A 26,026-nucleotide genomic window follows, 5' to 3' on the forward strand; every position below is an offset into this window, starting at 1 on the left:
CGCGCGCATAGCGCGGATTCCGGGTGAGGGGGACTCTCCGCGAGTCCGGCTCTCACCGTCCCCGTGGAGAGTCCCCCTCACCCCAACCCTCTCCCCGCAAGCGGGGCGAGGGAGTACAGTCCCGTCGCGGTGAGCATCCCGCCTACAACACCACCCGCCGCCCCTCCTCCGCGGCCCAATAGCCGGCGTAGTTCACCTTGATCGTCTCATACGCCAGCGCGAGATCCGACAGCGGCTGCCTCCCTGTCGCGGCGCATTCCATGAAGTCCTGGATCTCCTGCAAATAGCCGCGTGTCCATTCCTCCTCGAGGCAGACATATTGCCAGCCGGTTTTGCGGTCGACTTTCTCCGTGATGTAGACGCTTGCGAGCTTCTCCTCGCTGGTCTGGTAGCTCATCAGATGCGTATTCGGCGTGATGTTGGCGAACAGCGAGCCGCCTGACGTATAGGTCTCGATCAGATTGCGCACGCCGCCCATGATCATGTCGCCGGAGAACACAGTCGCCTTGGTGCCGTCGGAGAAGGTCGCGGTCAGCGTGCCCCAGTCCTCGACGTCGACCGGATTGGCCTTGATATAGGTGCGCTCCTCGGGCTTCAGGCTAGCTGTGACGTTGCCGACATCGCCGGTCACGCTGGCGACGCGGATGGTCTCGCCGCGCGCCTTGGCCTCGACCTGCTTGAGATAGAGCACGGCCGAGAGCGGATGGCAGCCCATGCGGATCAGCGAGCCGCCGCCGGTCATCGCCCATTGCGCGGCATGGGCTGCGTGCGAGCCGGAATGGCTCTCCTCGCCCTTCATGAACAGGATCTTGTCTTTGGTCGCCTTGATGATCTCCGCGGTCTTGGTCACCGCGGGCGCGTAGATCCAGTCCTCGGCATACATGAAGAGCCTGTCCGTGCGCTCGATCGCGGCCCGGGTCGCGTCCATCTCCTCCAGCACGCGCTCATACATCAGCGCCTTCGGCACATGCCTGCCGATCGGCTGCGCATCGCCCTCGCGGCCGAAATAGCCGGCAAATGGCTTTTCGCAGATCACGTGCTTGCCGGCCTGCATGCTCGCGACGATCATTTCGGCGTGGAGATTGGGCGGGGTGCAGATGTCGATGACGTCGATATCAGCGTCCGCAATCAATTCGGCGAGGCTGCGGTAAACACGCGGGATATTGTGATGCTGCGCGAACGCAACGACCTTGTCGCCGCGCGCGGCCACTGCCGCAACCTCGACGTCCACGCCATAGACGCGCCGGAACGCATACATGTGCAGCTCCGACACGAAGCCGCAGCCGACGAGCCCAACCCTGATTTTGGCCATAGCGCCCCCTCACCCCTGCTTTGGGCGGCACTATAGCGCGACTGAAGACCTATTCCACCGAGACCCGCACCACCCCGGCGCTCATCATGCCCAGCGCGCGGGCGGCGGGCACCGAGAGATCGACGATCCGGCCGCGGATGAAGGGCCCGCGATCGTTGACGCGGCATTGAATCGTGCGGCCGCCATAAGACACCGTGAGCACGCTGCCGAACGGGCGCGTCCGGTGGGCGCAGGTCAGCTCGGCGCCCTTGCCTTTTCCGTATCCGTAATATGAGGCAAGCCCGCTTTCAGCATGCGCCAGAGAAAATGTGGCAAGACAAAATAATAAAGTGGTTAACGCTCGCACGGCACCGCTCCCCGGTTGGCCCTGCCCCGCGCTGCAAACGTCGCATTGTTCCCTGAAGTTCCGGGAACACTGCCGGGCAGTGCCCGGCAGTGCCATCACACATTGTTACTGTTTGTGGAACACCAGCGTCCGCACTTCGATGCTCTCGCGCGGCGCCGCGTCCGCCGGCGTGGTCGGATCGACGAAGGCGGTATGCGGTCCGAACCGGGTGCGGCCGTCGGTTGCCGAGTCGTAACACTTGAGCAGCAGCGCCTCGTCGGCGGTCATCTCGGGGAAATAGAACCAGCGATGGTTCGGATTATATTTCACCGAATAGGTCTCTCCGCGGCGGTTCGGATAGATCAGGTCGGACGCAATGAGATCCTCCGGCGCGACCGTCGTACCGTCCGCCATCGCCAGCGGTGAATCGCGCAATGGGCCGCGGATCGGCCGCCACAGATTGATCACCTGCACGCGGCCCTTAAGCAATTCCTCCGCTTCGTCGGGCAGATGCTCGCGCACCCGGTTGGCGCCGGACAAGGCAGTCTGGTCGACATGGACGCGCGTCGCGGGCTGACGCGGGCCACCGTCGCGGATATCGGGGGCGCCCTCGACACGCCGGCGCACGGTATGATCGAAGATGACAACGCGATCGGCGTTCAGCGTCGCGCGCAGGAACGCCTCGACGGCGGGATAGTAGACCTTCCTCACCTCTTCGTCGTTGTAGAAGTCCTTGACCTGGTTCGGATGGCGCACCAGCGCAAAGCCCTCGCGATCGAGCGAGATGTTGTTCGCGATCAGCCGCGCATCGAAGATCGGGACCTGGTGCGGCTCCGGCAGCGACGTGCTTTTGGGCTCGCCGGGCGGCGGATCGAAGGCGTAGGTGCGGGGTTTGCCTGATGTCGGCGCGAGATAGTTGAGTTCAGCGGTGACGAAGGGAAGCGATTCGATTTTTGTTTCTTGCAGGCCCATGGCCGGTCTCCCGATGTGGTCGTCGAATTGATTTTTGACGGCGGTCGATGCGGCGCAAGGGAGGCGGTGCAAATAGCAATGAGGGTGTTGTCGTCAATGCGAAACGCAGAAGGAATGTTTCGCGGAATCCTGTCGGGTTGGAATGCGCCCTGTCCGCTTCACGGATGCTTGAGAGCCTCGTGAGATCTCGTGCCCCGGACGCGGCGCATCACGCAGTGGTGCGCCGCAGAGCCGGGGCCCATCTAACCAAGAGCATTCCGTGTGATCTGGGTCCCGACTCTGCGGCGCAGCGTTTCACGCTGCGGCGCGTCCGGGACACGAGAGGGTGCCTACAGCTCCGCCTTCGCGATTGCATCCGTGAAGGAGCGATCCACGATCTCGGCCGCATCGAGCTTCTGCTTGGTCAGGCCCCAGCGAAAATAGAGATCGATGGTGCTCTGCTCGTCCGCGACGACGCTGTCGTCAATCGCAGCGATACGAATTTTTGCACGCGACAGCCAGTTCCGCGGCACGGCGACCGGGATGTTCATCAGCTTGCCCCAGGTCGCGGCGTAGCTGTCGATATTGTTCAGCGACCACGCTCGCGCCGCGGTGAGGCGCCGGATGAAGTCGGTCAGCTCCGCGCGCTTGTCGCGGATCGCATCAGGCCGCGCAACCTGGAAGCTGAGGCCCGGCGTCAGGCCTTCGGAGGTAATGACACGGCGCGACCTGAACAGCACCTCCTCCTGGCTGACATAAGGCTCCCAGGTCGACCATGCATCGACCGAGCCTTGGGTGTAGGCGACCTTGGCATCGGACGGTGCGAGGAACGCGATCTGCACGTCGGACGCAGCCCAGCCATTCTTCTCGAGCGCGGCCAGGATCAGCTGATGGCCAATCGAGCCGCGGCCGGTCGCGATCTTCTTAGCCCGCAGATCGGCAAAGCTCTTGATCGGCGAATTCTCCGGCACGAGGATCGCGAGCCCCTCGCGCGTCTGCCGGATCGCGGCAATCGCCTTCACCGGCGCACCCGAGGCGGCGGCAAAGGTGAAGGGCGCGTCCCCGACGAGCCCGGTCTCGATCGCGCCGGCGCTCAGCGCTTCCAGCAGCGGTGCGGCCGCCGGAAACTCCTTCCACTCGATCTTGTAGGGGACGTCCTTGAGCACGCCGGCGGCTTCCATCACCGCCTGCGAATTGCCCTTCTGGTCGCCGACGCGCAGGGTGGTTTGCGCCACCGCCAGTTCAAGCGAACCAAACAGCAGCGCGCCGGCCAGCATGAGGCGGATCATTCCGCCGCCTCGCCGCGAACGGCCTGACGCTTCGCAATCAGCTCACGCGTCAACGGGATCAGCTCGCGGCCGTAGTCAATGGCATCAGGGAGCGGATCGAAGCCGCGGATCAGGAAGTGGCTGACGCCGAGGTCGTAATAGTCGGCAAAGACTTCGGCGACCTGCTCGGGCGTGCCGACCAGCGCGGTGGTGTTACTGTTGGCGCCGGTGAGCTTTGCGATCTCGGTCCACAGCCGCTTGTCGATGCGGCTGCCCTGGTCGGCCAGCGCCAGCAGGCGCTTGGCGCCATCGGTGGCATGATTGGGCCGGCGGTAGCCGGTCTGGTCCTGCAGCGCGGTGGCACGCTCCAGAATTGCCTCGGCCTTCAGCCACGCCTTCTCCTCGGTGTCTGCGAGGATCGGCCGCACCGACAGGCTGAAGCGCGGGCTCGGCCGCCCGTACTTCGCTGCCGCGGCGCGCACCCGTGCAGTGACGTCACGCACCTGCGCGTAGGATTCGCCCCACAGCGCAAAGGTGTCGGCATGCTTGCCCGAGACCTCGATCGCGGCATCGGAGCCGCCGCCGACGAAGGTGTAGATGCCGCCCTTTTGCAGCGGCTTCACCTGCGAAAAACCGTTCTCGACATTGTAGTACTTGCCGCTGTAGTTGAACGGCTTCTCGCTGGTCCATTCCAGCCGCACCACATCGAGGAATTCGCTGGTGCGGGCGTAACGCTCGTCCTTGTCGTCGAGCGTGTTGCCGTCCTGCCGGAGCTCGATGGCGTTGCCGCCGGTGATGACGTGCAGCGAGACGCGGCCTTCATAAAGCTGGTCCAGCGTGGCGAGCTGGCGCGCCAAGAGCGTCGGCGCGGTAAAGCCCGGGCGCTGCGCGATCATCACCTTGAGCTTCCTGGTGATGGTCAGCACGTGCTGGGCGATCTGGAGCGCATCCGGCGTGGTCGAATGGAACGCCAGCAGCGCGCGGTCGAAACCGGCGAGCTCATGCGCCTTCGCCACCGTCTCGATATAGTTGGGATCGAGCACCGGCCCCTGGCGCACGATGGTCTCGGAAGCATTGCTGTTGGCGATAAAGCCGATGAACTCAACCGACATCGGGAACTCCTTATGAGTGGTGGTCAGACGCCCAGCGCTGCGCGCCCGGCAGTGATTTTGGTGGAGTCGTCCTGGGGGGTATGGACGCGGCCGCAGAGCACGTCGCGGTAATGCCGCTCCAACGGATTTTTGCGCGACAGACCGTGATTGCTGGTCAGCGACAAGGCGTCCTCCACTGCGGCCACGGCGTTATTGGTCACCGTCAGCTTGATGATGTTGGACTCGATCGCGCCGAGCTGCAAGCCGTCGTCGAAATCAGAGGCGAAACTGTCGATCAAACGTGCGTTGACCGCGAGCCGCGCCTCGATGCCGCCGAGGATCTCCTGGGCGCGCGGCAAGGTCGCCAGCGGCGCGCCGAGACTGGCCGGCGCCCGCGTCTTCAGAAAAGTGACCAGCCAGTCCCGCGCCGCACGGGCGATGCCGTCGTAGATCGCGGCGACGAAGATGGTGTGGACGGTCGACTGGGTCGGATCCGGCGCGCGCCAATCCGCGGGCTTGCGGACATCGACCTCGGCGTCGAGCGGGATGACGACGTCGTCGAAGATGACGTCGTGGCTGCCGCTGGCGCGCAGGCCGTGATGGTCCCAGGTCTCGACGATGCGCGTGCCCGGCAGGTCCGCCGGCACCAGGAACTGGCCGACGCGCGGCTCGGCCTCGCCGGTGCGGGCCCAGACCAGATACCATTTCAGGATCGGCGCCCCCGTCGAATAGACCTTGTGGCCGGAGAGGCGCCAGCCGGTCTCGGTGCGGCGCGCGATGGTTGCCGGCAGGCCGCCACGGGCGGGCGAGCCGAGCTCGGGCTCGACGCGCAGCGCATTGATCAGCGCGAGGCCTTCGACGGTCTCGTGGGCAAGCTTGCGCGACAGCCGCACCGGCCAGGTCGGGCTTCGCGCCATCACCAGATGGTTGATGTAGTGCATCGACAGCACCAGGGCCGTCGATGAGCAGGCCTTGCCGACGATACCGAGGACACGCGCGGCGTATCTCGCGCCGGCACCGGCCCCACCGAAGGCCGCCGGCACCGTCAGAGACAAGAGGCCGGCTTCGGAGAGCTCGCGAAAATTCTCGAAAGGAAAGCTTCCAGTGCGATCGTGCTCCGCCGCGCGCGCGGCAAAGCCTTCGGCCAGCGCTTCCGCGTGTGCGATGTAGTCCGGCTCGCTATGGGCCGTGCGGCCCTTGGCTGCAGAAGTCACCATGTGGCATCCAACCCCAAAAGGCCAAGGATCTGGCGGCGCAGATCAGCAAGATATGGATCGCCGCGATGGCGCGGATAGGGACGGTCGACCCGGATGTCCGCCTTCACCCGCGCCGGGCGGTCGCTGAAGACGATGACGCGGTTGGCGAGCACCAGCGCCTCCTCGGCATCATGCGTCACCAGCAGCGTGGTAAAGCCCTTGCGCTGCCACAGCGAGACAAGCTCGGCCTGCATGGTGATGCGGGTGAGCGAGTCGAGTTTTCCCAAGGGCTCGTCGAGGATCAGGATTTTTGGATCGTTGACCAGCGCACGCGCCAGCGCGACGCGCTGCGCCATGCCGCCGGAGAGCTGATGCGGATAGGCATTGCGGAACGACGCAAGACCGACCAGATCGAGCGCGTCATCGACCCGCCGACGCTGGCTCTTCAGGATGCCTTGCGCTTCCAGACCCAGGGCGACGTTGTCCCAGACCGACCGCCAGGGAAACAGCGTCGGATCCTGGAACACGACCACGCGCGAAGGATGCGGCCGGGTGATGCGGGCTTCGTCCTCACGCAGCGTCCCCGCCTTGGGCTTGTCGAGACCAGCGACAAGCCGCAGCAAGGTCGACTTGCCGCAGCCGGACGGGCCGAGCAGCGCGACGAACTCGCCAGGCTCGACGGAGATGCTGACGTCGCTGAGAACAGGCAGTTCAGTGCCGTCGATGTCGAAGGCGTGGCTGACCTGCTCGATATCGAGCGCGGCGCCTGCGGCCGGATGAGCGTCGATTTCAGCCAGTGCAGTTGCGGCTACCATTTCACGGTCCCCTTCTGCCAGACCAGCAGGCGATCGCGGATCGAAAACAGCAGCGTGATCGCGCCGGAGCAGAGCAGCGACATCACGATCAGCGCCGCATACATGTTGGCGTAGGCGGCCCAGCCTTGCGCCCATTGCAGGTACCAGCCGAGCCCGGCCTTGACGCCGATCATCTCGGCGACAACAAGCACGGCGAAGGACGAGCCCAGCCCCATGAACAGGCCGACGAAGACATGCGGAAGTGCGGCGGGGATTGCGACCTTCAACACCAGGAAGGACGGTTTTGCTCCGAGCGTGCGCGCGACGTCGTAATAGGCGTTGCTGACGCTCGCGACGCCCGACCAGGTCAGCACGGTGACGGGGAAGCCGGTCGCCAGCGCGATCAGGAAGGTCGAGGCGCTCCAGCTCGACGGGAATGTGAAGAAGGCGATCGGCAGCCACGCGGTCGCCGGCAGCGGGCCGATGAAGCGCAGCACCGGATGCGCCCAATAGCCGACCGCACGCGACCAGCCGATCGAAACGCCGGTGACGAAGCCGAGGGTGGCGCCGATCAGATAGCCGCCGAGCTGAAGTTTGACCGAAGCAAAGACGCTGTCGAGCAGCTTTGGCAGATCGTCGGTATAGACCTCGATGATCGACTGCGGCGGGGGAAAGAACGGCAGCGGCAGCCAGGCGAATTTCGCGGTGGCGACCTCCCATAAGGTCAGGAACACGCCGAGCGCGACCAGCCACGGCGCGCGCTTGTGCAGCGCCTTTCCCGGCGAGCCGAGATAGTCGGCACCGACAGTCCCGAACAAGGCGATCGCAGCGATGATGAACGCAGCGATGCCGAGCGAATGGGTACGCGACCAGTCGCCGACATCCTCCCACCACAGGCAGGAGACACCAAAGGCAATCCAGGCGATGCTGGCGAGCACGCCGACGCCCGACTCCCGGAGCCAGGTCGCAAGGACCGGCGCGCGCGAGGCCCGCGGCGCGCCGGAGGCGAGGCCGTCAGACAGCGAATACGTCGACATAGATGCGCTCCGCGAATTTGGCGGTATCGGTGTTTTGCTTGAAGACCTGCACGCTCTTGAGATCGTCGGCATAGGCCTTCAGCTCGCGCTTCAGCACTTCGCCGACGGGATGGTGATGGTGGGTGTGGTAGCGCACCATGCCCTCGATATCGGCGATGCTCGCCGTCTTCGGCGCGTAAGGCTGGAACGATTTTGCCGTCACGGCCGGATTCTGCGCGGTGAACGTCGCGGCATCGAGCAGCGCCTGCGTGAGAGCACGGGCGACCTGAGGTTCTTCGCGCACGAGCGAGCCGCGCAGGCCGAGGATGCAGCAGCTCTTGTCGCGATATTCGCCGTCGAGATTGGAGGCGACCTCCTTGTACTTGATATCCTTGAGCCAGAGATAGCCGAGCGGATCGGACGACAGGAACGCCTGCACCTCGCCCTTCTCGACGGCGACGTTGAGAAGGTTGCCGGGATAAGCGCGCCAGTCGACATCCTTGTTGGGATCGATGCCGAGCTTGGCGAGCTGGATCGAGAAGAAGTTCTTGTCGGGCCCACCGAGGTCGCCAACCGCGACGATCTTGCCCTTGAGGTCGGCGAGCTTGCTCACGTTGGAGTCTGCCCGGCTCAGAACGCGCATGCAGCCGCCATGGGTACCGGCGGCGATCTTGACGTCAAAGCCCTGCTCCAGCGGTTTTAGCCAGCGCAGCGCCATGCCGAGCCCGGCATCGCTTTTTCCCGTCGCAATCGCCTCGAGCAGCTGGTCGGTCGAGCCGGAATAGTTGATGAGCTCGACGTCGAGATTGTGCTTCTGGAAGAAGCCGTGCTCGATAGCGACCGGCACCGGCGCGAGACACACCGCGCCGGCATTCCACGACAGCTTCAGCTTGCGCGGCGCGCCGGTGAGCGCGGGGGCGTCCGAGGCCGTCCGGCACAGCGGAAACTCCGAGAGATCGACACCGGGCGCGATCGCCTGCGGCGCAAAGGCCTGTGCCGCACCAAAGGCACCCAGCGGCGCGGCGAACGCCGCAGCCAGCCCCGCCTGGAGCAGATGGCGCCGATCGAGACTCGATCCGCCGCGCTTGTTGTCGTTGTTCATCGGCCCCGGCTCCTGCGCTGGCACGGCTCCACCGTCTGCGCAACGGTTCACGTTGCGCATGTTCCTGATGGAGCTGCGTTGAGAGAAAGTTTTTCCGTCGGCGCCTTACGCGCCGCGTTGATGCGATGCGCAAATGATGCGGCCCCCCGGTCGCATCGTCAATGAAATGGAATTTCGAATGTGGCGCGATGCGAAGTCATTCTCTCCATCAGTACATGGAACAGCGATGAAACGATTTTCGTCGATGCCTGGTCTTGCAACGCGGCACCGCGACTCCCTCTCCTGCGTCATCCCAGCGTGTCTTCAGCCGCGCACGCCGCACATTCTCAAAGGCAGCGCTACGCTGAAATGTCCTTGCCCGATGCGCGGGCAATACGGATGGCCATTTCATTGACTGCGTATCGCGCGGCCATAAACTTGATCGTCTCGCTCGATCGTCCGCTCACACGTCGTGAGCAAAGCAACAAGACAGGCCACATGAGCATCAACTCCGACGACCATTCCATCACCCGCCGGCTTGCGGCATCGCTGCTCGCCGCCGTCATCACGCTGTCGACCGCCGCCGCATCGTTCGCGGCCGACACGGTCGTGCTGCGTGTCGGCGACCAGAAAGGCGGCAACCGCTCGCTGCTCGAAATCTCCGGCTATGCCAAGGACCTGCCCTACAAGATCGAATGGTCGGAATTCCCGGCGGCCGCGCCGATCCTGGAAGCGCTGAACGCCGGTGCGCTCGACGTCGGCTACACCGGCGATCTCTCGTTCCTGTCGGTCTATGCGGCGGGCGCGCCGATCAAGGCAATCGGCGGCACAAGGTCGGATGCGAAGACGCAGGCGATCCTGGTGCGCCAGGATTCGCCGATCAGGTCGGCGGCCGACCTCAAGGGAAAACGTCTCGCCGGCACACGTGGCGGCTGGGGCCAGTTCCTGATCGACGCGACGCTGGAGAAGGCGCAGATCAAGCTCGACGACGCGACCTTCGCGCCGCTCGGCCCTGTTGATGCCAAGATCGCGCTGGTCGCGGGCTCGATCGACGCCTGGGCGGTGTGGGAGCCCTATGTCTCGTTCGCGACGCTGAAGGACAAGGCCCGCGTGATCGCCGACGGCGAGGGCCTGACGCCGACCATCACCTTCATCGTCGCCTCCGACAACGCCATCGCCACCAAGCGCGCGGCGGTGCAGGACCTGGTCCAGCGCTTGAACAAGGCACGGCTCTGGTCGCTGGATCATATCGCCGAATACGCCAAGAGCACCGCCGAGCTGACCAAGCTGCCGGAGGACGTGCTGCTGTCGGCCTACACCGCGCAGCGCACCAGCCCGATCGTGATCGATGAGAATGTCGTGAAGGAGATCCAGGCAGCTTCAGATCGCTCGACGCGCTACGGCATCCTGCCGAAAAAGCTCGACGTCAACCAAGCCGTCGACCGCAGCTTCACCGCCGCGGCCGCGGGATCGAATTAGGCAAGATGAGTCTCCGATGGAACCGCAGGCTCGCTCAACCTCTCCCGCTTGCGGGAGAGGTCGGCGCAACGCGCCGGGTGAGGGCTTTCTCCTCCTGGGGGTTCTCGATTGCGGAGAGACCCTCTCCCCAGCCCTCCCCCGCAAGCGGGGGAGGGAGCGCACTGTTGTTCGCGGCAACAGGCCAATCCAACAAGGCAAAGGACGGCGAAATGCGCAGGCTTCGCCTCAAGGCCGGCCCGCTGCATCTCGCCGCGATCGTGCTCGCGCATTTCGCCTGCATGAGCCTGATCGTGTGGCTTTCGCTTTAAGGCGCTATCACCAATACGGACGCGGATAGGCGCGGTACGGCCGATAGTAGCCGTAGCGAGGGCCGTAATACGGACGATAGGCCCTGTAGCCGTAATACCGGGGACGCGGCGCATAATACGGCCCGCCATAACCGTAATAGGCCGGCGCATAACCATAGCCGTAGCCCGGCCCCGGATAGCCATAGCCGCCGTAGTACGGGCCACCGCCATAATAGCCATAGGGCCCGCTGGCGATGGCGCTGCCGATGATCGCGCCGGCCGCGAGGCCGCCGATGCCCCATCCCCAGCCGCCGCCGCGCCAATGCACCTGCGTGACGTCATCGCCGGCCGCGGCCTTCATGGTCGCGACGTTGGTCGGCAGCGGGGCCGCCGCCGCTTGCTCGATTTGTCCGGCCATCACCGCGCCCGCCAGCGAACAGGCAATTGCCGTTTTCCATGTAATCATCGACTTGCTCCCTGTCTGACATTTCATCCGGGAAAGGATCGCATGGCCATGATCGGGCATCCGTGCGCCAAGTCAAAGCCTCCAAAAGTCACAGCTCCGATTGCGTGCACCGCACAAGAGAGCCCGCAATAGCCTTCACCCGGATGCCTCAATTGTGGTCAAGCCACCGCCGGCGCCCGCGCGGATATGACACCCGCGCGACGGAGCCGGGAAGCGGAGAGACCACGGAAAGCATTAAGCTTCCCGCGCGTTCGCAACCAACAACCACCTTCCCGATTGACTATTCGTACCGTTACTATCGGTTCCAATGGAGCGCGGCCGAGAGGCATCTTGCGAAGGCCCCGGCTTGCGCCAGAACGTGGGAGGATGACATGAGTGCCGCCGGAAATGAGCCGCTTGCCCGTCAGGCCCTGGCGTTCGTCCTCGCCGGCGGACGCGGCAGCCGGCTGCTGGAGCTGACCGACCGGCGCGCCAAGCCCGCAGTCTATTTCGGCGGCAAGTCCCGCATCATCGATTTCGCGCTGTCGAACGCGGTGAACTCCGGCATCCGCCGCATCGCGGTCGCCACCCAATACAAGGCGCACAGCCTGATCCGGCATCTTCAGATGGGCTGGAACTTCTTCCGCCCCGAACGCAACGAGAGTTTTGACATCCTGCCCGCGAGCCAGCGCGTGTCGGAGAGCATGTGGTATGTCGGCACTGCGGATGCCATCTACCAGAACATCGACATCATCGAGTCGCACAATGCCCGCTTCATCGTCGTGCTGGCCGGCGACCACATCTACAAGATGGATTACGAGGTGATGCTGCGCCAGCACGTCGACAGCGGCGCCGACGTCACGGTCGGCTGCCTCGAAATGCCGCGCGTCGAATCCTCCGGCTTCGGCATCATGCATATCGACGAGAGCGGCTGGATCCAGGAGTTTTTGGAGAAGCCCGCCGATCCGCCGCCGATGCCGGGCAAGCCGGACGTCTCGCTCGCCAGCATGGGCATCTACGTGTTCGACGCGAAATTCCTGTTCGAGGAGCTCAAGCGCGACGCCGAGGACAAAAACTCCAACCACGATTTCGGCAAGGACATCATTCCCTACATCGTCAAGAACGGCCGTGCCATCGCACATCAGTTCTCGACCTCCTGCGTCCGCTCGGGCGAGGACCCCCGCTCCTACTGGCGCGACGTCGGCACGGTCGACGCCTATTGGGCCGCCAACATCGACCTCACCGACGTGGTGCCTGAGCTCGATTTGTTCGACCGCGCCTGGCCGATCTGGTCCTATTCGGAGATCACGCCGCCCGCAAAATTCGTCCATGACGAGGAGAGCCGGCGCGGCCAGGCGGTGAGCTCGCTGGTCTCGGGCGGCTGCATCATCTCCGGCGCCTCGCTGCGCCGCTCGCTGCTGTTCACCGGCGTGCGCATCAACTCCTATGCCAATGTCGAGAACGCCGTGATCATGCCCTATGTGAATGTCGGGCGCGGCGCGCGGCTGACGAACGTCGTGATCGACCGCGGCGTCGAGATCCCCGAAGGACTCGTCATCGGCGAGGATCCCGAGCTCGACGCAAAGCGCTTCCGCACCACCGAGCAGGGCATCTCCCTCATCACCCAGCCGATGATCGACAGGCTCAATACATGACGCCTGTTCGCGTCCTCGCGGTCGCCTCTGAAGTCTATCCCATCGTCAAGACCGGCGGCCTCGCGGATGTCGCAGGCGCCTTGCCGATTGCGCTGAAGGCGCATGGCGTCGAGATGCGAACCTTGATGCCGGGCTATCCCGACGTGATGCGGCTGGTATCTGGCGCCGAGGAAGTCTGGCACTGGCCGGATTATTTCGGCGGTCCCGGACGACTGCTCGCAGGCTCCCATGACGGCCTCGACCTGTTCGTGCTCGACGTGCCGCATCTCTACGCGCGGCCGGGCAATCCCTACGTCACCAATGAAGGCGTCGACTGGCCGGACAACGGCGTGCGCTTTGCCGCGCTGTCGCGCGTCGCCGCCGATATCGGCCACGGCCTCGTTCCGGCCTTCGTACCCGATGTCGTCCACGCCCATGACTGGCAGGCCGGTCTCGCGCCTGCTTACCTGCATTATGACGGCCGCCCGCGGCCGGGCACCGTGATGACCATTCACAACATGGCCTATCAGGGCAAGTTCGCCCCTGAGCTGATCGGCGCGATCGGGCTGCCGTGGGACTCGTTCAACGTCCACGGCCTCGAATATTTCGGCGGCATCAGCTTCCTCAAGGCCGGCCTGCAACTCGCCGATCGCATCACCACGGTGTCGCCGACCTATGCGCAGGAGATCCAGAGCGACGAGGGCGGCATGGGTCTCGCAGGCCTGCTGCGCGAACGCGCTGATGCGCTGAGCGGCATCCTCAACGGCATCGACATCGAGGTGTGGAATCCGCAAACCGATCCGCACATCGCCTATCGCTTCGGCGCGGAAGATCTCACGTTCCGGGCTGCGAACAAGGCCGCGCTTCAGCAACAATTCAATCTCGATTCCTCGGACGAAGCCCCCCTGCTCGGCGTCATCAGCCGGCTGTCGTGGCAGAAGGGGCTCGACCTCCTGCTCGAGGCCATTCCGACCATCTTGCGCGAAGGCATGCAGCTCGCGCTGCTCGGCAGCGGCGACCGCGACCTCCAGGAACGCTATCAGGCCGCAGCCCGCGCCAATCCCGGCCGGATCGGGGTCGTGATCGGCTATGACGAGATTTTGGCGCATCTGATCCAGGCCGGCTCGGACGCGCTGATCGTGCCGTCGCGGTTCGAGCCATGCGGCCTGACCCAGCTCTGCGCGCTGCGCTATGGCGCCGTGCCGATCGTGTCCCGCGTCGGCGGTCTCGAGGATACCATCGTCGATGTCGGTGAGGCCGGCCGCGATGCCACCGGCTTCAAGTTTGCACCCGTCACGGCGGATGCCCTCGCCGGCGCGCTGCGCAAGGCCAACGCCGCGTTCTGCAACAAGGCGGCGTGGCGCCGGCTGCAATTGAGCGGCCTTGCGACGGACGTCTCCTGGAGCAACCGTGCCGGCGACTACGCCGCGCTCTATCGCGGTCTCATGGCGTCGCGCCCGGTGTAAAGCGTGTTCGAGTGACGTGGATACCGGTTCGCGGATCAGCACCTGAACTAACGATGCAGAATGTTTCCGACCTGAAAGCCTGGGCTAACAATGCGTAAGATATTCTTTCTTCCCGGCGCCGGCGGTTCACCCGAATTTTGGCAACCAGTGGCCAGGCTCTTGCCGAATGAGCGTGACAAGGTGTTTTTCGGCTGGCCTGGCCTCGGCAACCAACCCCATGATCCCACGATCAACAGCATCGACGACCTCGTTCGGCTTGTCGAGGCAAGGCTTGATGAAAGGCTTGATGGTCCGGTCGATTTGGTGGCCCAGTCCATGGGCGGCGTCATCGCCGCCCGGATAGCTCTCAATAGACCGAAAATTGTCAATCGGCTCGTCCTGGCCGTCACGTCGGGAGGTGTAAGTATGGATCGATTTGGAGCCTCCGATTGGAGAGCGGAGTACCGCGGGCAATTTCCGCAAGCTGCCGACTGGATCATGGAGAGCAGCAGGTCGGCAGAGCTTCCTGTTGAGCTTATCGAGGCACCCACACTTCTCATTTGGGGGGATTCTGATCCGATTAGCCCGGTCACCGTTGGGCTCCATCTCGAGAGTCGCATGCCGAACGCCAAGCTGCATGTTGTTCGCGGTGGCGATCACGGTCTGGCCTCCAACAAGGCGGAAATCGTTGCCCCCCTCATTGCCCGCCATTTGAGCTAGAACCCGGGCAGTCCATGGATTCAACCGTCATTGGGGTCCAAAGATCGGGCCATTGCGCACGGCTCTCGGGCGACGCGATGTCGCATGTTCGGATGTCGCCTGGTCATTCGTCGACGAGGTGGCGCGCGATCAACTTGACCACGAAATCGAGGAAGCCGCGATGGTCAAGCCCCCTTGGATCTTCGGATACGCTGGCCAGCAACGCGTCGCCCGACATCGCGGCATGCATGTGGGCCGCACTCAGGAGAGCAATGGCGTACTGGGTGTCGGAGAGCTTCGGCGCCGCTCGCCGGGTCTTTCGCGCCGCGTTGACCCTGGCGCGATGAACGCGCTCGACCAGCGCCTTGAGCATGCCTGATCCCTTTGGGCGCCAGCCGGCGAGGCTTAGCCAGAGGGCGAGCCGGGCTGCCCGTTCATCGGCATAGGCGCGCTGAAACAATCGGCCGAGGGCGGAGACGTCGATCTGATCCGGCGCCCAGCTTTCGATGATGGACTCGATATCGTCTACCAGGCGGCGTCCGATACGGCGCAGGAGGGCGTCCATCAAAGCTTCGCGCGTACGAAAATGGTAGTGAACGGCCGCATCCGTGATGCCCAGGTCTGTGGCGATGCGCTGGAAGCGCACGCCTTCGGGACCCTCGTCGTGCAATCGACGCTCAGCAGCATTGAGAATAGCGAGCTTCGCCGCTTGCGGCGTCAGACGTTTTCGCACGGCCATTGACATCTTCATCCTCGCACGTCTTACTTAGGATATCCTAAGTAAGGAAATCGTCCATGGACGATTGGCACCCCAAGGCGCTGACGACGATCGCTGACCGGCTCGGAATTGCCTTTACGGACCTCGCGCCGCCGCTGTCACACGTTTTCCGCTCACCGGGTGGTCCCAATATCCACGTCCTGGACTGGGGAGGGCGAGGACCGCCAGCCGTGCTGCTGCACGGCGGCTCACTCACCGCCCGCACCTGGGACTATGTCGCCCTTGCACTGCGGGCAGATTTCCGGCTCGTGGCGCTCGACATGCGTGGCCACGGTGCAAGCGATTGGACCGACGACTATTCGATCGTGAGCTGCGCGTCGGACCTCACGGCGGTCATCGACGGCCTCGGGATCGAGCGCCCCCGCATCGTTGGCATGTCGTTGGGCGGAATTGTCGCTTGCGAGTTCGCGCTACGTCACTTGGGCCGCACCGAAAGTCTCGTGATGGTCGATGTGACCTCCCGGCCCGTTTTTGCCGCGACGGCGCGGCTGCGCGCCTTCATGGCAGACTTTGGTGGCGCGGCCACCGTGGATGAGGTCGTCGAGATGGCGCTCACGGTCAGTCCCAGGAGCGATCCAGAGCGCCTGCGCTATCGCATGCGTGCCCTGTTGAAGCGTGGCGACGACGGGCGCCTCGTCTGGAAGGCCGACCGCCGACGTCCCTCGGATTATCCCGTGATCCTGCAGCACCTCGCAGGCTTCGAGGCGCGCGTTCCCGGCATGACCGCACCGTTTCTGCTGGCCAGGGGCGGCGATAGCTCGATCGTTTCCGAAGACGCCGCCCAGGAATTTACTGCGCGGTTTCCCGATGGACGGTGGATCAACGTCAAGGACGCGGGCCACAACGTGCAGGAAGACAATCCGCGCGACCTGGCCGACGCGCTGAAAGCCTTCTGGGCCGGAAATCTGCCGAGCATGACGCGAAAGGACATCCAGTGAAAACCTGTCAGGTCTTTGCGGCATACGATCGTCGCACACGCGCCGAACACGATTGGGCCTTCTGTCCGATGTGCGGCTCCGGCCTGATCCGGGCGAGCGAGGTCGAGGCGGCAAAGGCGTGCACGAACTCTGCCTGTGCCTTCGTGTTGTACCGGAATCCAACTCCGATCATCGCGGTTCTTGTCGTCGAGGGCGACAAGTTCCTGTTGTGCCGGCGGAAGCCGGATACCCTGGAAGGAGGCAAGTGGTGCCTGCCGTGCGGTTACATCGAATTTCACGAAGACTATCTGACGGCAGCCAGGCGCGAGGTGAAGGAGGAGACCGGCCTTGAGATAGAAATTGCCGCCCTGCTGGGCGTGGCATCAAACTTTCTGCGCCCCGACATCCACACATTGGCGGTTGCCGTGCTCGCGAGCCCGGTCGGCGGCGCGATGTGTCCTGGGGACGACGTCGACCAACTGGAATGGTTTTCGCTTGCAGACGAATTGCCAAGCTTCGCGTTTTCAGCCGATCGTCACATGGTGGAGCGTTACTTTGCAACGCGCTTCGCCGGCGCACCTGTCGATCTCGCATACGCCCGATAGCCGTATCGCGCATTCGGATGCCACGCACCTGGATCTCATCGGAAGAGCGCTCCAGGCATGACCGGCGTCGAATCCATGCTATAGAGCCAGCATGGATCCCCTCTCAATCAAGCTGATCGGCTTTGCCGCCGCCACCTGCACCACCGTGGCCTACGCGCCGCAAGTCATCAAGGTGTGGAAGACCCGCTCGGCGCGCGACATCTCGCTCGGCATGTTTCTGATCATGGTGCTGGGCCTCGCGCTCTGGCTGGTCTACGGCCTGCTCTCCGGCGACGCGCCGCTGATCGCCTCGAACGCCGTCACCATGCTGCTCGCCGGCGGCATTCTGGTGATGAAGCTGAGATACGGCTGAGCTTCATCACGCCCCGGGTTCTTCTTCGGTCAGAAAACGAAGCCGCCTGTATTGCAGCTTCACCGCGCGATAACATTCGCAGGTGGCCCTGGTGAGCTCGGCGACATTGACGATCTCGATATGGCCGCGGCTGAATCGAATGACGTTCGCCTCCTGAAGCGCGTGGGCGACGAACGAGACGCTGTTCCGGCGAACCCCGATCATCTCGGCCATCAATTCCTGCGTGAGCTTGAAGCGATCGCTGCCGGATAGATCGCGAACGCGCAGGAGCCACCGCGCCAGTCGCGCCTCGACGGTATGCGATGCATTGCAGCCCACGGATTGCTGGGCCTGAACGAACAGGGCCTGACTGTGACGCGTCAAATTGTCCCGAAAATCCGCGCTCTGCTGGGCGAGAGCCCGAAGGCGGGCGGCCTCGACCAGCAACGCCGCACCGGGCACCAAGACGACGGCGTGAACCAATGCGACAGGCTCTCCCAATACGCCAAAGGTGCCCAAGATGCTGTCGGAGCCGACCAACGCCACTTCGATCCGTTCTCCCGCTTCAAGCTCGACAACGAGAGAAACAACGGCTGTGAGCGGAAGATGGGCCCACACGACGGTCTGGCCGAGCTCGATCAGCGAAGCCCCCTCCGGAAGCTCGACGGTCTTGAGGTGCGGGCGAATGGCCGCGAAGTCCGCCGGACTGAGCGACTTGAGAAAAGCGTTCTGAAAAGGGTCTGCTGACGCCATCCAACTCTTCGGAAAATTCTTAGAGCAATGAGTGCAACCATAGCGCGATGTCAAGTCGAACGAAACCGTCTGAAATGCCCGCATAAGCACGGTAGCGGGCGGATGCGTCGATATTTCTGCCGACGGCTCGATGCCTCCCGTCAACTATTGCGGGAACCACCCGCCGATTTGCCTTGCTTTTGCCCCCGCACGCGCCCAGGGTCTTTATGTGCGTTACCGGGCATAACTCGGCGGTCCGGTTGGACTAGGCGATATCCCTCGCGGCCGCTCGGAGCGCATCATGTCCCACCATTACTTCCGGATTACCAACAGCGACGGTGGCACGATCGAACATCTGGCCGAGATCGCGGACGTGGAATCAGCGTGGACGGAAACGACGAAGGTGTTCGGGGATCTGGCCCGAGGCTGCGGCCTCAAGGAAAATGCCGAATGGCGGATCGAGCTTCTGGGTCCGGGAAAACAGCCCCTGTATCGGATTCGGCTGCTGGCCGAGACATATGAAGCCGTCGCCTCGGGGGCTGGTCCCGCCGCAGATACGGGCGAGCCTTGCTGACGCTTTGCAGCAGCGGAATTTCCTGAAGATCCTGATCCTTATGTCAAGAACTGACATAGGGAAAAAAATGCTCGCTATGTGCGGTACGGCTCTTACTGTGGTTCCATTATCGGATATCCGCATGAGGCACCGATAGCTGAGAGTTCTCTGCGCTCCCGCCTGTCCCAGGGAGCGACGAATGAAGAACCTCTTGCTGAGGCAGCTTTCCGAAGCCGATTTCAAAACCCTCGAACCGCATTTGAAGACCGTCGCCTTCGAGCAGCACTCTCTGCTGTTCGAAACGGATCAGGAAATTCGTTCGGTCTATTTTCCTGCCGGCGCAGTGGTCTCGCTTGTCGTGACCCTGTCGACCGGCGAGATGATCGAAACCGCGATGGTCGGCATCGACGGCGTCGTCGGCGCAGCCGCGGCACTGGACGGGCGAATGTCGCTCTGTCGCGGTATCGTTCAACTGGGCGGAAACATCGTCGTCTGCAATATCGACGCGCTGAAGGCGGCCGCGCTGCACAGCCCCAGGCTGCTGGCGCTGCTCATGCGGCATGAGCAGGCCGTCTACGCTCAGGCCCAGCAATCCGCAGCGTGCTTCGCCTCGCATAGCGTCCAGGCCCGGCTGTGCCGCTGGCTGCTGCGCGCGCGGGATCTGTCCGGCAGCGATCAACTCCAGTTCACGCAGGAATATCTCGGACAGATGCTGGGCGTTCGGCGCTCGAGCGTGACCGTGGTTGCGCGCACGCTGCAGGCGGCCGGCCTGATCCGCTACGCGCGCGGCAAGATCCGGATTTTGGATGCCGAGGGGCTCGAGGAGGGCACGTGCGAATGTTACGCTGCCGTCAAGGCTCGCTATGAGCAGTTGCTGGGAACGGATACGGCGCGAAAGGTCGACGCAATCCTATCGTAAACTGTGATTGCCGGCAGGCGCGCGCTTCAGGGCTGGCCGCCGAACACATACGACGCCATCGCGACGTTTGCGACCTCGTCGACGAAGACGCGGTGACCGACGTCGCTGCCGGCAGCGCCGGCCGCCACCATCAGCGGCAACAGATGGTCCTCGCGGGGATGGGCCAGGCGTGCGCTCGGCGCGTTTTCCCAGTCGACCAGCATCGCGTTGCGGCGCGCCGCATCCGGATTGCTGATCGCCTCGTTCAGATAGGCTTCGAAATCGTACGAGACCGGCTTGGACTCCGGCCGGTTGAAGCCGCGCATGTTGTGGTAGGTGAGCCCGCTGCCGACGATCAGGATGCCTTCGTCCCGGAGCGATGCAATCGCCTGCCCGGCCTTGATGTGCTCGGCCGCATCATAGGTCGATTTCAGTGACAGCAGCACGATCGGCATGTCGGCGTTCGGATACATCAGGCCGAGCGGCACGAAGGTGCCGTGATCAAAACCCTGGTTGGCATCTTCGCGGCAATCGAGGCCCGCGTGCTCGAGCAGCGCCTTCACCTCCGCGGCAAGTTCGGGCTTGCCCGGCGCCGGATATTTGAGGTGATAGGTATGCTCGGGGAAACCGTAATAGTCGTACACCATCGGCGGATGCGCCGAGGTCGACACGGTGAAGGCGTCGGCCTCCCAATGGCCTGATATGACGAGCACGGCCTTTGGTCTTTCGGGGAGAAGCTGCGGCAGCCGACCGAATTCCTCGGCGGTCCTGGCATATTGCACCCGCCTGTCCTCCATGAAGGGCCAGGGGCCGCCACCATGGGACAGGAACAGGGTCGGAAGTCGCGTCATGGGCGCAGGCTCGTTTCGTTGACGACATGCGCGTGGTGCATCCCGCGCGATCGGCGGCGAGCATAGGCAATGTCGTATGGTTAGCAAGTCGTTAACGATTTGCCTTCCAAAATCCCCGTCATGGCCGAAGGAGTCGGCCAGAAGACGAGGACGTGAAATGAGGAAGTTTTCGCTGGGGGACGTCGTCAACAGTGACAAGGGCCGCCGCGGCGTGGTTCGCGCCGCCTACAGGTCCAGGGAAGGCCAGCAGTTCTACGCCGTCGAGAAGGACGGTGCGATGGACTATCTGGAGGAAGACCGGCTGAGCCCGGCGCCGCGCGTCGAGCTCGCGGCCTAGATCCAACTTCTTTTGTCGCGTTAAAGCATGATCCGGAAAAGTGCGAAGCGGTTTTCCGGAAAGATCATGCGTAAACAACAACCTAAAGCGCGATGACGATTCATCCAGATCTCATCGCGCTTTAGCGCGCGAGCTGGTCCAGACGCTCCGCAAGGGGATCGTCGCCGCTCGCGATGCGATCGTTCGTCATTAGCAGCAGACGATCGCCGCCTGCCACAGCATCCCAGCGCGGCAGGTCGGGACCGTTGGGATCGCCGCTCCGGGCAAAGTTGATCCAGTAGGCGCGCATGCGGCTTGCGACCTCGCGATCGCGCCGTGAAAAGATGCCCGCGCCGGGCATGCCTTCCACGCCGAAGATGAATTGCAATTCCCGCCCGTGCCCGCCTTCCGGATTTGCGCGCCGGGCCTCCGGTACATAGGCGAAGCGATAGCGGAAGACAGGCGCGCCGGTTGCGGCATGCAGGCGCGCGAGCAACCTTGCCGGTTCGGAGAAGACCTTGTCCGTATAGAGCCTTGCCGCAGGGTCCGAGGATTTGGCGAGATCGGGATAGAGCTTGCGCCATTCGTCGATGGTGAGGCTGGACGATGCAAGCGCCTTCGCGATGTCAGGTTCGCTGTCGAAATCCGTCTCGTCATCATTGCAGCCGATGATCAGCGGAATCCGGCTTTCGTGTCCGGCCGCAAAGCCTGCGGCGATATCTTCCGTCACGAGGCTTCCGTCGATCGCCGGCGCAAAGCTGGGCTGGGATTTTTCCAGCAGATGTTTTTCCGCAGCCAGCAGGCGACGAGGCTCGGCTGCACGCAAATCTGCGGGACGTCCGAGTTCAGTCACGAATTGACGGCCGGCAGCCTCCGCCTCTTGCGCCGAGCGAAGGCGCGCGCGGCCGGGCACCGATTGCAGGATGGCCTTCTGGAACAGCCCGCGCGCCTCCTCGCACAGCATCAACAGCGCGATCGACGTCGCACCTGCGCCGCTGCCGAACAGGGTGACGCTGTTGGGATCGCCGCCGAACGCCGCGATGTTGTCGTGGACCCAATGCAGCGCCGCGATCTGGTCCATCAGCCCGTAATTTCCGGAGCCGTTTTCGGACAACGCGGGATGAGCGAGCGAGCCGAGCGCGCCAAGGCGATAATTCACGGTCACCACGATGAGGCCGGCCTGCGCGAGCTTGGCGCCGTCGAACAGCGGATCGTTCGCGGTGCCGCTGACGAAGGCGCCGTCATGGATGAACACCATCACCGGCAGCGGGCCGTCGACGCCGAACGGGCGGAACACGTTGAGCGTGAGACAATCCTCGCTCGCCTCTCGCAGCGAGGGCTGGAGACAGGGCGCGCCGTAATCATAGGCGGTGCGCATCTCCGAGCTTTCCGTCGTCGCTTGCGGCGGGCGCCAGCGCAGCGGGCCGACCGGCGGGGCTGCATAGGCAAGGCCCTTGAAGAAAGCCACCTCGCCTTCGACGGCGCCAAGCATCTGGCCTTCACGCGTCAGCGCAAACGGAAACTGTCCGACCGGCTGGGCTACGACCGGGCCGGCGAAGCAAAGGACAGCCGCAATAAGTGCAAGCAGCGACCGCATCTTCGAGATCTCGATGCGCGGAAAGGTTCCCAATGAGGTTATGTCCGCAGTACACGAAGAGGCAAGCTGCCTCTTAACCTCTCCCGCTTGCGGGGAGAGGTCGGATCACATCGCAGATGTGATCCGGGTGAGGGGGTACAGGTCCATCGATAGGGCACAACTCGCGGAGAGAGCCCCTCACCCCAACCCTCTCAGCGCGAGCAAAGCTCGTCGCGCCCCCGTAAGAACCGGGCGAGGGAGCGCACCTTCGTCGCGGCAAGCGGCTTAGCTTGGCCGCAAGGAAGGCTACCCGCCCTTCGCGATAATCTCCGCGAGCGCGCGGCGGGCGATGATGCCGAGTTCGCCGAGCGTGGAGTGCCCGGACTGCGCCGCTTCGATCAGGCGCTCGGCGATGAACCTGCGGCTGTCGTGATCGCCGCCATGCGGCAATTGGCGACACGTCTCCTCCAGGACGACGTCCATGTTCGCTTTGGTCCGCTCACTCAACTCTGTCATGACGCCCTGGGCACGCGTGGCTAGTAACCGCAAGCATACACAGACGGATCGGTCATGATTAGCCCGGGTAATCACGGCCATTGTGCATCGCGATGCGTGCATTGAATCCCCATTCACGCCGCCACGATGACGCCGCAAACGCCTACCGAAGATTGCACTTGCTCTGATGACAAGCCGAGCCTGCAGCGTTAGCCTGCCGGCAAAATAAAATACACGGGAGGAATACCATGCCGGATGCAATGGTTGCCGCACGTGAATCCAAGGCGGCGAGTGGAACCGCCCAGCAGGTCGATGTCGCCGTGGTCGGCGCCGGATTTGCCGGCCTTTATCTTCTCCATCGCCTGCGCAAGGCCGGGTTCACGACCGTCGCCCTCGAAGAGGCCGGCGATGTCGGCGGCACCTGGTACTGGAACCGCTATCCCGGCGCGCGCTGCGATATCCAGACCATCGACTACAGCTACACTTTCGATCCGGAACTCGAGGCCGCCTGGACCTGGTCGGAGAAATACGCGACCCAGCCGGAGATCCTGCGCTATCTCGGCTTCGTCGCCGACCGCTATGATTTGCGCCGCGACATCCGCTTCAAGACCAGGGTCACCGAAGCCAGATGGGATGAGACGGCCGAGCGCTGGCAGCTCACCACCGATCACGGCGCGCCGGTCTCCTGTCGCCATTACATCATGGCCACCGGCTGCCTGTCCGCGCCAAAGCCGCCGGAGATCGATGGCGTCAAGGATTTCAAGGGCGAGGTCTATTTCACCGGGCGCTGGCCGCATGACGGCGTCGACCTCGCGGGAAAACGGGTCGCCGTCATCGGCACAGGATCGTCGGCCATTCAATCGATCCCACTCATCGCCGAACAGGCAGCGCATCTGACCGTGTTCCAGCGCACGCCGAATTTCGCGCTGCCGGCGCATAACGGTCCTGCGCCCTCGGACCGCATGAGCCTGCTGCAAGGCGATCGCGCGGCCTATCGCGAGCAGGCCCGGCAATCGATGGCCGGCGTGCCCTATCCGCAGCAGACGGTCGTGAGCTGGCAATTGACCGACGCCGAGCGTCGTGAGCGGTTCGAACGTGCCTGGGCCGCTGGCGACCTCGTCCACATCCTGACGCAGCTCTGGGCCGACCAGGCCGTCGATGTCGACGGCAACAGAATCGTCCAGGACCTGATCCGTGAGAAGATCCGCGCCGCCGTCAACAACCCCGAGACCGCTGCGGCGCTCATGCCGGACGATCATCCGTTCGGTGCAAAGCGTCCCTGCCTCGATACCAATTACTACGCCACCTACAACCGGCCGAACGTCACGCTGGTCAATCTGCGCCAGGAGCCGATCAAGGCGATCACCGCAGGCGGCATCACCACGGCCAAGCGCAACGTGGACGTGGACGTCATCGTGTTCGCCACCGGCTTCGACGCCATGACCGGCGCAATCCGCGCCGTGCATCCGATCACCGGACGCGGCGGCAAGTCGCTCACCGATGTCTGGGCTCAGGGGCCGCAGACCTATCTCGGGCTCACGGTCGAGGGCTTTCCGAACTTCTTCATGATCACCGGTCCCGGCAGCCCGTCGGTGCTGTCGAACATGGCGGTGTCGATCGAGCAGCATGTCGACTGGGTCGTCGATCGGCTCAAGGCGCTGCGCGATGCCGGCTTCACCACGATGGAGCCGACCGAGACGGCGCAAGCCGGCTGGAACAGGCACATGGCCGATTGCGCGATGGTGACGCTGCACCGGCTTGCCAACACCTGGTACACGGGCGCCAACGTGCCGGGCAAGGTGCAGGGGCTGATGCCCTATACCGGCGGCGTCGGCCCCTATCGCAGCATCTGCGACGAGGTCACCAGCCGCGGCATGCTCGGCTTCAAGCTGACCGGCCCCGATGGCGCCGCACAATGCAATGACGGCGAGGTGGTGCGGCTGCAGCCGGACGTGCGGCTGGTGCTGAACCTGCTCGCGACGCTCAACCTGCCACCGATCGAGTCGATGGGCGCGCAAGGCGCCTGCGCGTTCGTCAACGAGTTCAACAAGGGCCGTCCCGCCGGACGGCCGATCGGCGAGATCGTCGACGGCACCCTGCCCGGCACCGACGGTCCCCTGCCCTATCGTGTCTACAAGCCGGCAACATCAGGACCGCATCCGGTCGTGGTCTATTTCCACGGCGGTGGCTGGGTGCTCGGCGACGAGCAGTCGGACGAGCCGTTCTGCCGCGACATGGTGCGGCGGACCGGCATGATGTTCGTCAGCGTCGGCTATCGCCACGCGCCGGAGCATCGCTTCCCGGCCGCGGCTGAAGACGGTTATGCGGCGACGCGCTGGATCGCCGAGCATGCCACCGAGCTCGGCGGCAGACCCGGCCCGGTGCTGGTTGCGGGCTGGAGCGCCGGCGGCAACATCGCCGCCGTCACCTGCCAGCTCGCGCGCGACCGCGGCGGGCCAGAGATTGCCGGCCAGCTCCTGGTGTGCCCGGTCACCGACTGCGACTTCGAGCGCCCGTCCTACAACGACAATGCGACCGGCTATTTCCTGACGCGCTCACTGATGTACTGGTTCTGGGACCTCTATTGCTCGCCGGCCGACCGCACCGATCCGCGCGTCTCGCCGCTGCGCGGCAAGGTCGCAGGCCTTCCGCCGGCCTTCGTCGTCACCTGCGAGTTCGACCCGCTGCGTGACGAAGGCATCGCCTATGCCGAGGCGATGGCGGCTGCTGGCGTCCCGGTCGAACAGCTCAAGGCGCGCGGCCATTTCCACTCGTCCTTCACGATGGTGGACGTGATCATCACCGGCGCGCCGGGCCGCGTGCAGATGGCCGACGCCTTGCGGCGCTTTGCCGGGCTGCCTCCGGAGGTCATCCGTGGCGACGAGCACAGCCAGGGTCATACCAGCCCGGGACACAGAATCGCGGCGGCCGCGAGCTGATCATTGCAAGGC

26 protein-coding genes are annotated in these 26,026 nt (G+C 64.2%); 11 read left to right on the plus strand and 15 right to left on the minus strand.

Translation table 11 applies throughout. The annotated features are described in order from the left end of the window. Positions 1-142: 142 nt before the first annotated feature. The 9 genes from AC1RR3_RS08060 to AC1RR3_RS08100 all read right to left on the minus strand — a co-directional run bounded on the left by AC1RR3_RS08060 (position 143) and on the right by AC1RR3_RS08100 (position 9,055). Positions 143-1,312, minus strand: a complete 1,170-nt coding sequence (locus AC1RR3_RS08060; protein ID WP_492821129.1) for a Gfo/Idh/MocA family protein — start codon at positions 1,310-1,312, stop codon at positions 143-145. Positions 1,313-1,361: 49 nt separating this feature from the next. Next, the gene (locus AC1RR3_RS08065) at positions 1,362-1,658 is read right to left on the minus strand and encodes a septal ring lytic transglycosylase RlpA family protein (RefSeq protein ID WP_008132820.1); all 297 of its coding nucleotides are present in this window, start codon (positions 1,656-1,658) and stop codon (positions 1,362-1,364) included. Between the two features lie 105 nt (positions 1,659-1,763). After that, positions 1,764-2,609 carry a CmcJ/NvfI family oxidoreductase gene (locus tag AC1RR3_RS08070; RefSeq protein ID WP_492821131.1) on the minus strand — a complete coding sequence of 282 codons (846 nt, stop codon included), beginning with the start codon at positions 2,607-2,609 and terminating at the stop codon, positions 1,764-1,766. Between the two features lie 329 nt (positions 2,610-2,938). Then, the gene (locus AC1RR3_RS08075) at positions 2,939-3,877 is read right to left on the minus strand and encodes an ABC transporter substrate-binding protein (protein WP_492821133.1); all 939 of its coding nucleotides are present in this window, start codon (positions 3,875-3,877) and stop codon (positions 2,939-2,941) included. Continuing rightward, a complete protein-coding gene (locus tag AC1RR3_RS08080; RefSeq protein WP_492821135.1) occupies positions 3,874-4,968 on the minus strand; it encodes an LLM class flavin-dependent oxidoreductase in 1,095 nt (364 codons plus the stop codon). The genes AC1RR3_RS08075 and AC1RR3_RS08080 overlap by 4 nt, the downstream gene beginning before the upstream one ends. 23 nt (positions 4,969-4,991) lie before the next feature. Beyond that, a complete protein-coding gene (locus tag AC1RR3_RS08085) occupies positions 4,992-6,164 on the minus strand; it encodes an acyl-CoA dehydrogenase family protein (RefSeq protein ID WP_492821137.1) in 1,173 nt (390 codons plus the stop codon). Further along, positions 6,158-6,958, minus strand: a complete 801-nt coding sequence (locus AC1RR3_RS08090) for an ABC transporter ATP-binding protein (protein WP_492821139.1) — start codon at positions 6,956-6,958, stop codon at positions 6,158-6,160. The genes AC1RR3_RS08085 and AC1RR3_RS08090 overlap by 7 nt, the downstream gene beginning before the upstream one ends. Then, the gene (locus AC1RR3_RS08095; protein ID WP_492821141.1) at positions 6,952-7,974 is read right to left on the minus strand and encodes an ABC transporter permease; all 1,023 of its coding nucleotides are present in this window, start codon (positions 7,972-7,974) and stop codon (positions 6,952-6,954) included. Before AC1RR3_RS08095 ends, AC1RR3_RS08090 begins: the two co-directional genes overlap by 7 nt. Next, complete coding sequence (locus AC1RR3_RS08100) at positions 7,952-9,055, minus strand: ABC transporter substrate-binding protein (protein WP_492821143.1); 1,104 nt, start codon at positions 9,053-9,055, stop codon at positions 7,952-7,954. Before AC1RR3_RS08100 ends, AC1RR3_RS08095 begins: the two co-directional genes overlap by 23 nt. A gap of 477 nt (positions 9,056-9,532) precedes the next feature. Between AC1RR3_RS08100 and AC1RR3_RS08105 the strand changes: the two genes are divergently transcribed. Next, entirely contained in the window at positions 9,533-10,513 is a 981-nt protein-coding gene (locus tag AC1RR3_RS08105; protein ID WP_492821145.1) for an ABC transporter substrate-binding protein, read from the plus strand. A gap of 315 nt (positions 10,514-10,828) precedes the next feature. Here AC1RR3_RS08105 and AC1RR3_RS08110 read toward each other — a convergent pair whose 3' ends face one another. Then, complete coding sequence (locus tag AC1RR3_RS08110) at positions 10,829-11,266, minus strand: hypothetical protein (protein ID WP_492821147.1); 438 nt, start codon at positions 11,264-11,266, stop codon at positions 10,829-10,831. A 371-nt stretch (positions 11,267-11,637) separates the two neighbouring features. On the opposite strand from AC1RR3_RS08110, the gene glgC reads away from it, so the two are divergent. The 3 genes from glgC (at position 11,638) to AC1RR3_RS08125 (ending at position 15,044) form a co-directional block, all read left to right on the plus strand. Then, entirely contained in the window at positions 11,638-12,900 is a 1,263-nt protein-coding gene (gene glgC / locus AC1RR3_RS08115) for a glucose-1-phosphate adenylyltransferase (RefSeq protein WP_492821149.1), read from the plus strand. Next, entirely contained in the window at positions 12,897-14,345 is a 1,449-nt protein-coding gene (glgA, locus tag AC1RR3_RS08120; protein WP_492821151.1) for a glycogen synthase GlgA, read from the plus strand. Before glgC ends, glgA begins: the two co-directional genes overlap by 4 nt. Before the next feature lie 90 nt (positions 14,346-14,435). Beyond that, entirely contained in the window at positions 14,436-15,044 is a 609-nt protein-coding gene (locus AC1RR3_RS08125) for an alpha/beta fold hydrolase (protein WP_492821153.1), read from the plus strand. Between the two features lie 103 nt (positions 15,045-15,147). On the opposite strand, the gene AC1RR3_RS08130 is transcribed toward AC1RR3_RS08125, so the two are convergent. Beyond that, complete coding sequence (locus tag AC1RR3_RS08130) at positions 15,148-15,762, minus strand: TetR/AcrR family transcriptional regulator (RefSeq protein WP_157195729.1); 615 nt, start codon at positions 15,760-15,762, stop codon at positions 15,148-15,150. Positions 15,763-15,818: 56 nt separating this feature from the next. Here AC1RR3_RS08130 and AC1RR3_RS08135 point away from each other — a divergent pair, with 56 nt between their 5' ends. From AC1RR3_RS08135 to AC1RR3_RS08145, 3 genes are all read left to right on the plus strand, one after another. Continuing rightward, positions 15,819-16,739 (plus strand): alpha/beta fold hydrolase, encoded by a 921-nt coding sequence (locus AC1RR3_RS08135; RefSeq protein ID WP_492821156.1) that lies wholly within the window; start codon positions 15,819-15,821, stop codon positions 16,737-16,739. Continuing rightward, positions 16,736-17,323 carry a nucleotide triphosphate diphosphatase NUDT15 gene (locus tag AC1RR3_RS08140; RefSeq protein ID WP_492821158.1) on the plus strand — a complete coding sequence of 196 codons (588 nt, stop codon included), beginning with the start codon at positions 16,736-16,738 and terminating at the stop codon, positions 17,321-17,323. The genes AC1RR3_RS08135 and AC1RR3_RS08140 overlap by 4 nt, the downstream gene beginning before the upstream one ends. Positions 17,324-17,414: 91 nt before the next feature. Then, positions 17,415-17,675, plus strand: a complete 261-nt coding sequence (locus tag AC1RR3_RS08145; RefSeq protein WP_492821160.1) for a SemiSWEET transporter — start codon at positions 17,415-17,417, stop codon at positions 17,673-17,675. Between the two features lie 6 nt (positions 17,676-17,681). Here the strand turns inward: AC1RR3_RS08145 and AC1RR3_RS08150 are convergent, their stop codons facing one another. Beyond that, positions 17,682-18,407 carry a Crp/Fnr family transcriptional regulator gene (locus tag AC1RR3_RS08150; RefSeq protein WP_492821162.1) on the minus strand — a complete coding sequence of 242 codons (726 nt, stop codon included), beginning with the start codon at positions 18,405-18,407 and terminating at the stop codon, positions 17,682-17,684. A gap of 280 nt (positions 18,408-18,687) precedes the next feature. Here AC1RR3_RS08150 and AC1RR3_RS08155 point away from each other — a divergent pair, with 280 nt between their 5' ends. Together AC1RR3_RS08155 and AC1RR3_RS08160 are read left to right on the plus strand one after the other, a co-directional pair. Further along, positions 18,688-18,960 carry a DUF6894 family protein gene (locus AC1RR3_RS08155; RefSeq protein ID WP_492821164.1) on the plus strand — a complete coding sequence of 91 codons (273 nt, stop codon included), beginning with the start codon at positions 18,688-18,690 and terminating at the stop codon, positions 18,958-18,960. A 178-nt stretch (positions 18,961-19,138) separates the two neighbouring features. Further along, positions 19,139-19,858: a Crp/Fnr family transcriptional regulator gene (locus tag AC1RR3_RS08160; RefSeq protein WP_492821166.1), complete on the plus strand. Its 720-nt coding sequence runs from the start codon at positions 19,139-19,141 to the stop codon at positions 19,856-19,858. Positions 19,859-19,884: 26 nt separating this feature from the next. Here AC1RR3_RS08160 and AC1RR3_RS08165 read toward each other — a convergent pair whose 3' ends face one another. Then, positions 19,885-20,688, minus strand: coding sequence for a DODA-type extradiol aromatic ring-opening family dioxygenase (locus AC1RR3_RS08165; RefSeq protein ID WP_492821168.1), 804 nt, complete (start codon positions 20,686-20,688; stop codon positions 19,885-19,887). Positions 20,689-20,845: 157 nt separating this feature from the next. Here AC1RR3_RS08165 and AC1RR3_RS08170 point away from each other — a divergent pair, with 157 nt between their 5' ends. After that, a complete protein-coding gene (locus AC1RR3_RS08170) occupies positions 20,846-21,025 on the plus strand; it encodes a hypothetical protein (protein WP_063688946.1) in 180 nt (59 codons plus the stop codon). A 121-nt stretch (positions 21,026-21,146) separates the two neighbouring features. Here AC1RR3_RS08170 and AC1RR3_RS08175 read toward each other — a convergent pair whose 3' ends face one another. Next, a complete protein-coding gene (locus tag AC1RR3_RS08175) occupies positions 21,147-22,601 on the minus strand; it encodes a carboxylesterase/lipase family protein (RefSeq protein ID WP_492821440.1) in 1,455 nt (484 codons plus the stop codon). A 285-nt stretch (positions 22,602-22,886) separates the two neighbouring features. Further along, entirely contained in the window at positions 22,887-23,063 is a 177-nt protein-coding gene (locus AC1RR3_RS08180) for a hypothetical protein (RefSeq protein WP_249141655.1), read from the minus strand. Positions 23,064-23,323: 260 nt separating this feature from the next. Between AC1RR3_RS08180 and AC1RR3_RS08185 the strand changes: the two genes are divergently transcribed. Further along, positions 23,324-26,014, plus strand: coding sequence for a flavin-containing monooxygenase (locus AC1RR3_RS08185; protein WP_492821171.1), 2,691 nt, complete (start codon positions 23,324-23,326; stop codon positions 26,012-26,014). Positions 26,015-26,026 lie beyond the last annotated feature (12 nt).

The sequence above is a fragment of the Bradyrhizobium sp. GW821-FHT13H05 genome, assembly GCF_058804065.1.

Bases quoted from the DNA above. Each gene is read 5' to 3' on its own strand.
- AC1RR3_RS08080 (WP_492821135.1), bottom strand. From the start codon at position 4,968: ATGTCGGTTGAGTTCATCGGCTTTATCGCCAACAGCAATGCTTCCGAG.
- AC1RR3_RS08125 (WP_492821153.1), top strand. From the start codon at position 14,436: ATGCGTAAGATATTCTTTCTTCCCGGCGCCGGCGGTTCACCCGAATTT.
- AC1RR3_RS08150 (WP_492821162.1), bottom strand. From the start codon at position 18,407: ATGGCGTCAGCAGACCCTTTTCAGAACGCTTTTCTCAAGTCGCTCAGT.
- AC1RR3_RS08175 (WP_492821440.1), bottom strand. From the start codon at position 22,601: ATGCGGTCGCTGCTTGCACTTATTGCGGCTGTCCTTTGCTTCGCCGGC.
- AC1RR3_RS08185 (WP_492821171.1), top strand. From the start codon at position 23,324: ATGCCGGATGCAATGGTTGCCGCACGTGAATCCAAGGCGGCGAGTGGA.
- AC1RR3_RS08100 (WP_492821143.1), bottom strand. From the start codon at position 9,055: ATGAACAACGACAACAAGCGCGGCGGATCGAGTCTCGATCGGCGCCAT.
- AC1RR3_RS08110 (WP_492821147.1), bottom strand. From the start codon at position 11,266: ATGATTACATGGAAAACGGCAATTGCCTGTTCGCTGGCGGGCGCGGTG.
- AC1RR3_RS08105 (WP_492821145.1), top strand. From the start codon at position 9,533: ATGAGCATCAACTCCGACGACCATTCCATCACCCGCCGGCTTGCGGCA.
- AC1RR3_RS08165 (WP_492821168.1), bottom strand. From the start codon at position 20,688: ATGACGCGACTTCCGACCCTGTTCCTGTCCCATGGTGGCGGCCCCTGG.
- AC1RR3_RS08130 (WP_157195729.1), bottom strand. From the start codon at position 15,762: ATGGCCGTGCGAAAACGTCTGACGCCGCAAGCGGCGAAGCTCGCTATT.
- AC1RR3_RS08180 (WP_249141655.1), bottom strand. From the start codon at position 23,063: ATGGACGTCGTCCTGGAGGAGACGTGTCGCCAATTGCCGCATGGCGGC.
- glgC (WP_492821149.1), top strand. From the start codon at position 11,638: ATGAGTGCCGCCGGAAATGAGCCGCTTGCCCGTCAGGCCCTGGCGTTC.
- AC1RR3_RS08170 (WP_063688946.1), top strand. From the start codon at position 20,846: ATGAGGAAGTTTTCGCTGGGGGACGTCGTCAACAGTGACAAGGGCCGC.
- glgA (WP_492821151.1), top strand. From the start codon at position 12,897: ATGACGCCTGTTCGCGTCCTCGCGGTCGCCTCTGAAGTCTATCCCATC.
- AC1RR3_RS08135 (WP_492821156.1), top strand. From the start codon at position 15,819: ATGGACGATTGGCACCCCAAGGCGCTGACGACGATCGCTGACCGGCTC.
- AC1RR3_RS08075 (WP_492821133.1), bottom strand. From the start codon at position 3,877: ATGATCCGCCTCATGCTGGCCGGCGCGCTGCTGTTTGGTTCGCTTGAA.
- AC1RR3_RS08155 (WP_492821164.1), top strand. From the start codon at position 18,688: ATGTCCCACCATTACTTCCGGATTACCAACAGCGACGGTGGCACGATC.
- AC1RR3_RS08145 (WP_492821160.1), top strand. From the start codon at position 17,415: ATGGATCCCCTCTCAATCAAGCTGATCGGCTTTGCCGCCGCCACCTGC.
- AC1RR3_RS08060 (WP_492821129.1), bottom strand. From the start codon at position 1,312: ATGGCCAAAATCAGGGTTGGGCTCGTCGGCTGCGGCTTCGTGTCGGAG.
- AC1RR3_RS08160 (WP_492821166.1), top strand. From the start codon at position 19,139: ATGAAGAACCTCTTGCTGAGGCAGCTTTCCGAAGCCGATTTCAAAACC.
- AC1RR3_RS08085 (WP_492821137.1), bottom strand. From the start codon at position 6,164: ATGGTGACTTCTGCAGCCAAGGGCCGCACGGCCCATAGCGAGCCGGAC.
- AC1RR3_RS08070 (WP_492821131.1), bottom strand. From the start codon at position 2,609: ATGGGCCTGCAAGAAACAAAAATCGAATCGCTTCCCTTCGTCACCGCT.
- AC1RR3_RS08095 (WP_492821141.1), bottom strand. From the start codon at position 7,974: ATGTCGACGTATTCGCTGTCTGACGGCCTCGCCTCCGGCGCGCCGCGG.
- AC1RR3_RS08090 (WP_492821139.1), bottom strand. From the start codon at position 6,958: ATGGTAGCCGCAACTGCACTGGCTGAAATCGACGCTCATCCGGCCGCA.